This window comes from Actinomycetota bacterium (assembly GCA_036280995.1).
In the GTDB taxonomy this organism is placed as follows: Bacteria; Actinomycetota; CALGFH01; order CALGFH01; family CALGFH01; genus CALGFH01.
This window is the reverse complement of sequence record DASUPQ010000479.1, coordinates 1-7,001: the sequence shown is the minus strand read 5'-3', so window position 1 is coordinate 7,001 and position 7,001 is coordinate 1. Positions and strand designations below refer to the sequence as shown.

General features: G+C 77.3%; 6 protein-coding genes. 1 reads left to right on the top strand and 5 read right to left on the bottom strand.

Features of this window, described 5'->3' with window-relative positions; genetic code table 11:
• A partial coding sequence (locus VF468_16060) for an AAA family ATPase (protein ID HEX5879807.1) occupies window positions 1-2,966 on the bottom strand: 2,966 nt, incomplete at its 3' end.
• Complete coding sequence (locus tag VF468_16055; protein HEX5879806.1) at window positions 2,963-4,240, bottom strand: amidohydrolase family protein; 1,278 nt, start codon at window positions 4,238-4,240, stop codon at window positions 2,963-2,965. The genes VF468_16060 and VF468_16055, both read right to left, overlap by 4 nt.
• A 127-nt stretch (window positions 4,241-4,367) precedes the next feature.
• Here VF468_16055 and VF468_16050 point away from each other — a divergent pair, with 127 nt between their 5' ends.
• A complete protein-coding gene (locus tag VF468_16050) occupies window positions 4,368-4,949 on the top strand; it encodes a hypothetical protein (protein HEX5879805.1) in 582 nt (193 codons plus the stop codon).
• On the opposite strand, the gene VF468_16045 is transcribed toward VF468_16050, so the two are convergent.
• The 3 genes from VF468_16045 to VF468_16035 form a co-directional block, all read right to left on the bottom strand.
• On the bottom strand, window positions 4,942-5,691 hold the full coding sequence (locus tag VF468_16045) for an ABC transporter permease (GenBank protein ID HEX5879804.1): 750 nt from the start codon (window positions 5,689-5,691) through the stop codon (window positions 4,942-4,944). The genes VF468_16050 and VF468_16045 overlap by 8 nt on opposite strands.
• On the bottom strand, window positions 5,688-6,587 hold the full coding sequence (locus VF468_16040; GenBank protein HEX5879803.1) for an ABC transporter ATP-binding protein: 900 nt from the start codon (window positions 6,585-6,587) through the stop codon (window positions 5,688-5,690). Before VF468_16040 ends, VF468_16045 begins: the two co-directional genes overlap by 4 nt.
• A gap of 135 nt (window positions 6,588-6,722) precedes the next feature.
• The coding region (locus VF468_16035; protein ID HEX5879802.1) for a LuxR C-terminal-related transcriptional regulator at window positions 6,723-7,001 on the bottom strand (279 nt) is incomplete at its 5' end.

Here is a 7,001-nt window from a genome sequence, read left to right as displayed (position 1 = left end):
GGGGCGTCGTCCAGACCGAGGCGGTGGGCCGCGGCCGCCGCCTCGGTCCTGGTGTGCACGCCCAGCTTGGCCAGGATGTTGCTGACGTGGACGCTGGCCGTCTTGCGGCTGATGAACAAGGCCTCGGCGATCTGGCCGTTGGAGCGGCCGGCGGCCACCAGCCGCAGCACCTCCAGCTCGCGGGGGGTGAGGGCGGGGCCGTCGGGGCTCGGGGGCGGCTGGACGCCGAGGTCGAGGCGGCCCCGGCGGCCCAGGGACTCCAGCGCCTCCAGCAGCGGCGCCGCCCCCAGCCGCTCGGCCAGCTCGTGGGCCGCCCTGGCCTGGGTGGCCGCCTGGTCGCGGTCGCCCTCCAGCAGCCAGGCCTCGGCCAGGCGCCAGCGGCACCTGGCCTCCTCGTACAGGTAGCCGTAGCCGAAGGCGTCGGCCGCGGCCGCCCAGCGGGCCGGGTCGGGCCGGCCCTCGACCCGGGTCCACTCGGCCTCGGCCCTGGCCAGCCAGGCCAGCGCCTCCGGGCCGACCTGGCGGCCCCGGTCCCGGGCCCGCTGCAGGGCCGAGCGGGCCCGTTCGAGCACGTCGGTGCCGACGGCCAGGTGCTCCTTCTGGGCGGCCAGGTCGCCGGCGGCCCGGGCCCGCTCGGCCAGGTCGCCCTCGGCGGCCAGGGCGAGGGCGGCCGGCCAGATGGCGCTCAGCACCCACGGGGCGCCGGCCTCCTCCTGGGTGGCCAGGGTGTCCCGGGCCAGCTCGCTGGAGCGCTCCGGGTCGCCCTGCCAGCGGACCAGGTCGGCCTCGCAGCCGCCGGCCAGGTAGGCGACGTACGGGTCGGCGGCACGGTAGGGGGCGAGGCGGGCCAGCCGCTCGGCGGCGGCGGCGCGGCCCCGCCCGACCTCGACGTAGAGGGCGGCCGCCGACACCGCCGGCCGGCGCTCGTCGGCGGCGGCGGCCACGCGCTCGGCCTCGTCCCAGCTCCCGGCCGCGTAGTGGGCGATGCAGCGCAGCACCCGGCTGTCGATCCCGTAGCCGCTCCAGGCCAGGCCGCTGCGCTCGGCCAGCTCGGTCGCCTGGTCGAGGGCGGTGCAGGCCGCGGCCAGGTTGCCGAGGTCGAGCTCGAACAGCCCGAGGGCGTGGCGGGCCTCCAGCTCCAGCGGCCGGTTGCCGGCGGCGGCCGCCGCCTCGTCGGCGCCGCGCAGCAGCTGCCGCGCCGTCTCCACGTCGCCGAAGCGCAGCTCCAGGAGGGACACGACGACCAGCGCCCTGGCCTCGTCGCCGACGCTGCCGGCGGCCCTGGCCACGGCCAGCGCCTCGTCGCCCCAGCGCCTGGCCCCCTCGTAGTCGCGGGCCACCATCAGCGAGCGGGCCAGGCCGGCCGCCACCCGGGCCCGCAGCGGGGTCGGCGGCTGCTCGGGGACCAGCTCGACCGCCCGCCGCGAGGCGGCCAGCATCGGCTCCTCGACCCGCTCGAACTCCAGCTCGGCGTCGAGCACGTAGCCGCTCAGCCGCTCGTAGATCTCGGCCGCCCGCAGCGGCTCGGCCTCCTCGTCGATGGTGGCAACGGCCTCCCGGGCCAGGCCGACGGCCTGCCGGAACTCGCCGGAGTGGCTGGCCGCCTCCGCCGCCCGCACCAGCACCTCGACCCGGTCGACCCCGGCAACGGCGTCGGCGTCGGGCACCCGGTTCCACAGCTCCAGGGCCTGGGTGAGGTGGCGGAAGGCCTCGCTGGGGGCGAACACGGTGGCGGCGTGGTCGGCCGCCCGGACCAGCGCCGCCAGCCCGCCCGGCAGGTCGTGGCTGGCCAGGCAGTGCCAGGCCAGCTCGGCCGCCGAGCCCGAGCCGTCCTCGCCGTCGGGGTCGGCGGCGGCCAGCAGGCGCGCGTAGGTGGCGTGGAGGCGGGTCCGCTCGCCCGGGAGCAGGTCGCCGTAGACGGCCTCCTGGAGCAGGGCATGGCGGAACCGGTAGCTCTCGGTGGCGGCGCTGGCCACCAGCACCTGCCCGGCGACGGCGTCCCGCAGGCCCCGCTCGACCTCGGCCTCGGGCCGGCCGGAGGCCGCGACCAGCAGGTCGTGGCCGACCCGGCGGCCGGCCACGGCGGCCACCTTGAGGATCTCCTGGGCCAGCTCGGGAAGGGCCTCGATGCGGCCGAGGAGCACGTCGGCCAGGGCGTCGGGCAGCGCGATGTCGGCCCGGATGGCCCCGGCCGCGACCAGCTCCTCGGCGAAGAACGCGTTGCCCTCGGAGCGGGCCAGGATGCGGTCGACCACGGTCGCCGGCACGGGATGGCCGGCGATGGCCTGGAGGTGCTCGGCCAGCTCGACCCGGCCGAAGGGGGCCAACTCGATCCGCTCCAGCTCGGGGAGGCGGACCAGCTCGGCCAGCAGCGGCCGCAGGGGATGGCGGCGGTGCAGCTCGTCCGAGCGGTAGCTGGCCACCAGGGCCACCCGGCCGCCCCGCAAGGTGCGGATCAGGAAGGCCAGCAGGTCACGGGTGGAGCGGTCGGCCCAGTGCAGGTCCTCGATCACCAGCAGCAGCGGAGCCAGCTCGGACAGGCGGACCAGCAGCGACAGCACCCCGTCGAACAGCTGCACCCGCTCGAAGCCGTCCCCTGGGGGCGCCGGTCCCTGGCCGGTGACCGGCTCGGGGAGGAGCCTGCCAAGGCTGGGCACGGCCGCGGCCAGCGGGGCGGCCACCTCGGCCTCGCCCGGGCGGGTGCCGAGGTCGCGGAAGGCGTCGACGAAGGGCACGTAGGGGAGGCCGACGTCGCCGACCTCCATGCAGCCGCCGACCAGCACCCGGGCGCCTCGGCCCTCGGCCCGGGCGGCCAGCTCGTCGAGCAGCCGGGTCTTGCCGACGCCGGCGTCGCCGGCGATCAGCCCGACGGCCGGACGGCCGCGCTCGGCCCGGCCGAGCAGGGCGACCAGGCGGTCGAGCTCCTCGGCCCGGCCGACGAAGCTGCCGGCGGTTGTGGAGGTCACGCCGGAAAGTATGGCCCCGCCGCCGACAACGGGGCACGCGGGCCCTCCGACTTGAGGATCCGGCCGCCCTTCATGACGAAGGGGACGTCGGCCAGCAGCTCCAGGTCGCCGAGGGGGTCGCCGGGGACGGCGATGACGTCGGCGTAGCGGCCCGGCGCCAGGGCGCCGACCCGGTCCTCCCAGCCGAGCAGCTCGGCGGCGACCACCGTGGCCGAGCGCAGGGCGGCCATCGGGGTCATGCCGTGGCGGACCATGTAGGGCAGCTGCCTGGCGTTCCAGCCGTGCGGGTAGACGCCGCTGTCGGTGCCGTAGGCGATCCGCACCCCGGCCTTGACCGCCTTGGCGAAGCCGTCGCGCTGGGCCTGGGTGGTGGCCTCGTTCTTGGCCAGCGTCTCGGCCGGCCAGCCCTGCCTGGCCCCCTCGGCCGCGATGTAGTCGCCGTTCCAGATGTCGGCGACCAGGTAGGTGCCCCGCTCGGCCAGCAGGTCGGCGGCCTCGTCGTCGAGCAGGGAGCCGTGCTCGATGGAGCGGGCGCCGGCCCGGGCGGCGTTGCCGATGCCCTCGGCGCCGTGGGCGTGGGCGGCCACATGGGTGCCCTGGGCGGCCGCCTCCTCGACCGCGGCCGTCAGCTCCTCCTCGGACAGCTCGGGGGCGCCGGGCCGGGTCCCCAGGGCGAGCACGGCCCCGGTGGCGATCACCTTGATGAAGTCGGCGCCGCCGTACAGGATCGCCCGCACCCGCTCGCGGACCTCGGCCGGAGAGCCGACCTCGCCGAAGCGGAGGTCGCGGGGCAGCTCGACGTCGAGGGCCTGGCCGGTGACCGACCCGCCGCCTCCCGGGACGGTGACGTACGCGCCGGCCACCGCCATCCGCGGCCCGACCACGGTGCCGTCGTCGATGGCGTCGCGCAGGGCCACGTCGACGAACGCCCGGAACGTGCCGACGTCGCGGACGGTGGTGAACCCGGCCAGCACGGTGGCCCGGGCGTTGCCGACCCCGCTGAGCGCCTCCTGGGCGGCGCTGCGGCCGATCGCCGGGATCCCGGCCCCCTGGACCTCGCCGACCAGGTGGGTGTGGCAGTCGATCAGCCCCGGCAGCAGCGTGTGCCCGGGCAGGTCGACGACCCCGGCCCCCTCGGGCGCCGGCTCGCCCGGGCCGAGCACCCGCTCGACCCGTTCCCCGCGCACCAGCAGCCCCCGTCCCTCGAGGACCTCGCCGGCCTCCACGTCGACCAGCCGGGCCCCCCGGACCACCAGCCTCCCGTCGTCCGTCACCGCGCCTCCTCCCGCCTTGCTCGCCTCGCTACATGATGCCGGACCAGCTGATTTCCCATTGGATCGGACAATCCGTAGGATCCGGAGCCCGAGCAGGAGTCGAACGAACCGGTAGCAGGTCATGCCAATGCGGAACCCACGCCATCTGGCCGAGCACCGACTGCCCTGGCGCCTGATGCTGGTCGCCTTCGGGCTCACCTTCGCCGTCCTGGCCGCGATGGTCGCCTCGGCCGCCCTCGTCCCCGAGGAGCTCGTGACCCCCTCGGCGGTGCCCCCGCTCCCGCCCGCGACCAGCGGCCCGCCCGCCGCGACCGACCCACCGCCCTCGGTGGCGCCCTCCAGCGCCAGCACCAGGCCGTCGGTGTCCTCCAGCACCGCGCCGGACGGGCCACCACCCGGGGTCAAGCCGCCGCTCTGGCTGGCCGCCAAGGCCCCGACCACGGTGGCCCCGTCGGCGACCCCGCGGCCGGCCAGCCCGCCGGCCACCCCGGCCCCGCCCGAGCCCACCGTGCCCAGCACCACCGCGCCCGAGCCGGAGCCGCCGCCGGCCCCGGTCAGCACCGTCGAGCCGACCACGACGACGACCGTGCCGGAGCCGGCGACCACGACCACGACCGCGCCGCCGGAGCCGACCACGACGACCACCAGCCTGGCCCCGACCAGCACCGTGGTCGAGGCGACGACCACGACCGTGCAGCTGGTCAGGTGAGGTCGCGGCGCACCACCAGGCGGCCGCCGACCAGGGCCAGGACCAGGCCGTAGGCGGCCAGCACGAGGGCGCCGGCCCAGATCGGCAGGCTGGCGTCGCCCGGGTTGGTCAGCGAGGCGGCCGCGCCCATGGGCAGCCAGCGCTCGAGCTCGGGCTGGCGCACCAGGCCGAGCAGGAGCCGTTCGACGCCCTGTGACCACCACAGCAGGCCGACGATGACGGCCGCGACCTGGTTGCGGAGCAGCGCCGCCAGCCCCACCCCGAGCACCGCGAACAGGGCCACGGCGGCGGCCAGCCCGGCCACCCGCGCGGCCACGCCGGCGTCGGCGACGGCGACCTCGATCCCCTTGGCCCGCAGCCAGGGCAGACCGACGGCGAGCACCGCCGCCGAGGACAGCAGGGCCATGACCAGGCCGGTGATGGCGGCGGCGGCGAGCTTGGCCGCCACCACCCGGCCCCGGGCCGGCGTGACCAGGAAGGTCGCGGTAGCGGTGCCGTGGCGAAGCTCGGAGGCCATGCCGAGGATGCCGAGGACGAGGGCGGCCAGGGTGAGTGGCTGGGCCGGGACCAGGACCAGCTGGCGCAGGGCGTCGGCGCCGAGCGACGGCTGACCGGGCCGCCCGGCGAGCAGCAGCACGAAGGCGATCAGGGCCGCCGTGCCGGCGGCGGCCAGGCCGAGCAGGACGAGGGCGGTGCGGGTGGTCCGGAGCTTCAGCAGCTCCGCCTTGACGAGCCGGGTCATGGCCGGTCTCCTTTCTCGCCGGTGAGCTCGAGGAACACGTCCTCGAGGTTGGAGCGCTCGAAGCGCATCTCGTGGAGCACGACCCCGCCGGCCGCGGCCGCCTGGCCCACCTGCTCGGTGGTGACGCCGGCGACCACCAGCTGGCCGGGGCCGTCGAGGGTGACGGTGGCGCCCCTGGCGACCAGGAGGTCGCGGAGCGCCTCGGGCTGGGGCGTGCGCACCCGCACCGTCCGGTCGGCGCCGGCGGTCAGGGCGGTCAGGGTGGACTGGGCGACCAGGCGGCCCCGGTCGATGATCACCACCTGGTCGACCGTCTGGGCGACCTCGGCCAGGACGTGGCTGGACACGAGCACGGTCCGGCCCTGGTCGGCCAGGCCGCGGACGAGGCCGCGCAGCCAGCGCACGCCCTCGGGGTCGAGCCCGTTGGCCGGCTCGTCCAGAACCAGGACCTCGGGGTCGCCGAGCAGGGCGGCGGCCAGCCCGAGGCGCTGGCGCATGCCGAGCGAGAAGCCCCCAACCCGGCGGCGGCCGGCGGCGGCCAGCCCGGTCTGCTCGAGGACCTCGTCGACCCGGCCCGGGGCGAGCCCGGCCGCGGTGACCAGGACCCGCAGGTGGTCGCGGGCCGTGCGGCCCGGATGGAACCCGCTCGCCTCCAGCACCGCGCCCACCCGGCGGGCCGGGTCGGCCAGCTCGCGGTAGGGCCGCCCGCCGATGGTGGCCGTGCCCGAGGTCGGGGCGACCAGGCCGAGGAGCATCCGCAGGGTGGTCGTCTTGCCGGCCCCGTTGGGGCCGAGGAAGCCGGTCACCGTCCCGGGGTCGACGCCGAAGTCGAGCTGGTCGACGGCGAGCACGTCGCCGAAGCGCTTGGTGAGTCCCTGCACGCTGATGGCCGCCATGGCCTGCCTCCTTGGACGTTCGGTGATGCTGGCGACGCTACGGGCCGGGGCGGCGGCCGTCGTCGGCCTGGCGGCCGCACCTGGTGGTCGGCCTGGAGGCGGAGGCGGGACCGGTGGTCGGCCCCGGGGCGTAGGTCAGGCGGAGCCGGGGGTGACCAGGCCCGTCTCGTAGGCGAGCATCACCAGCTGGGCCCGGTCGCGGGCCTGGAGCTTGGCCAGGACCCGGCTGACGTGGGTCTTGGCCGTGGCCGCGCTCACCACCAGCTGCTCGGCGATCTCGGCGTTGGAGAGGCCCCGGGCGACCAGGGCCAGCACCTCCCGCTCGCGGTCGGTGAGGGCGGCCAGCGCGGCCGGGGTGACCGCGCTCGGCTCGGGGCGGCGGGCGAACTCGGCGATCAGCCGCCGGGTGACGCT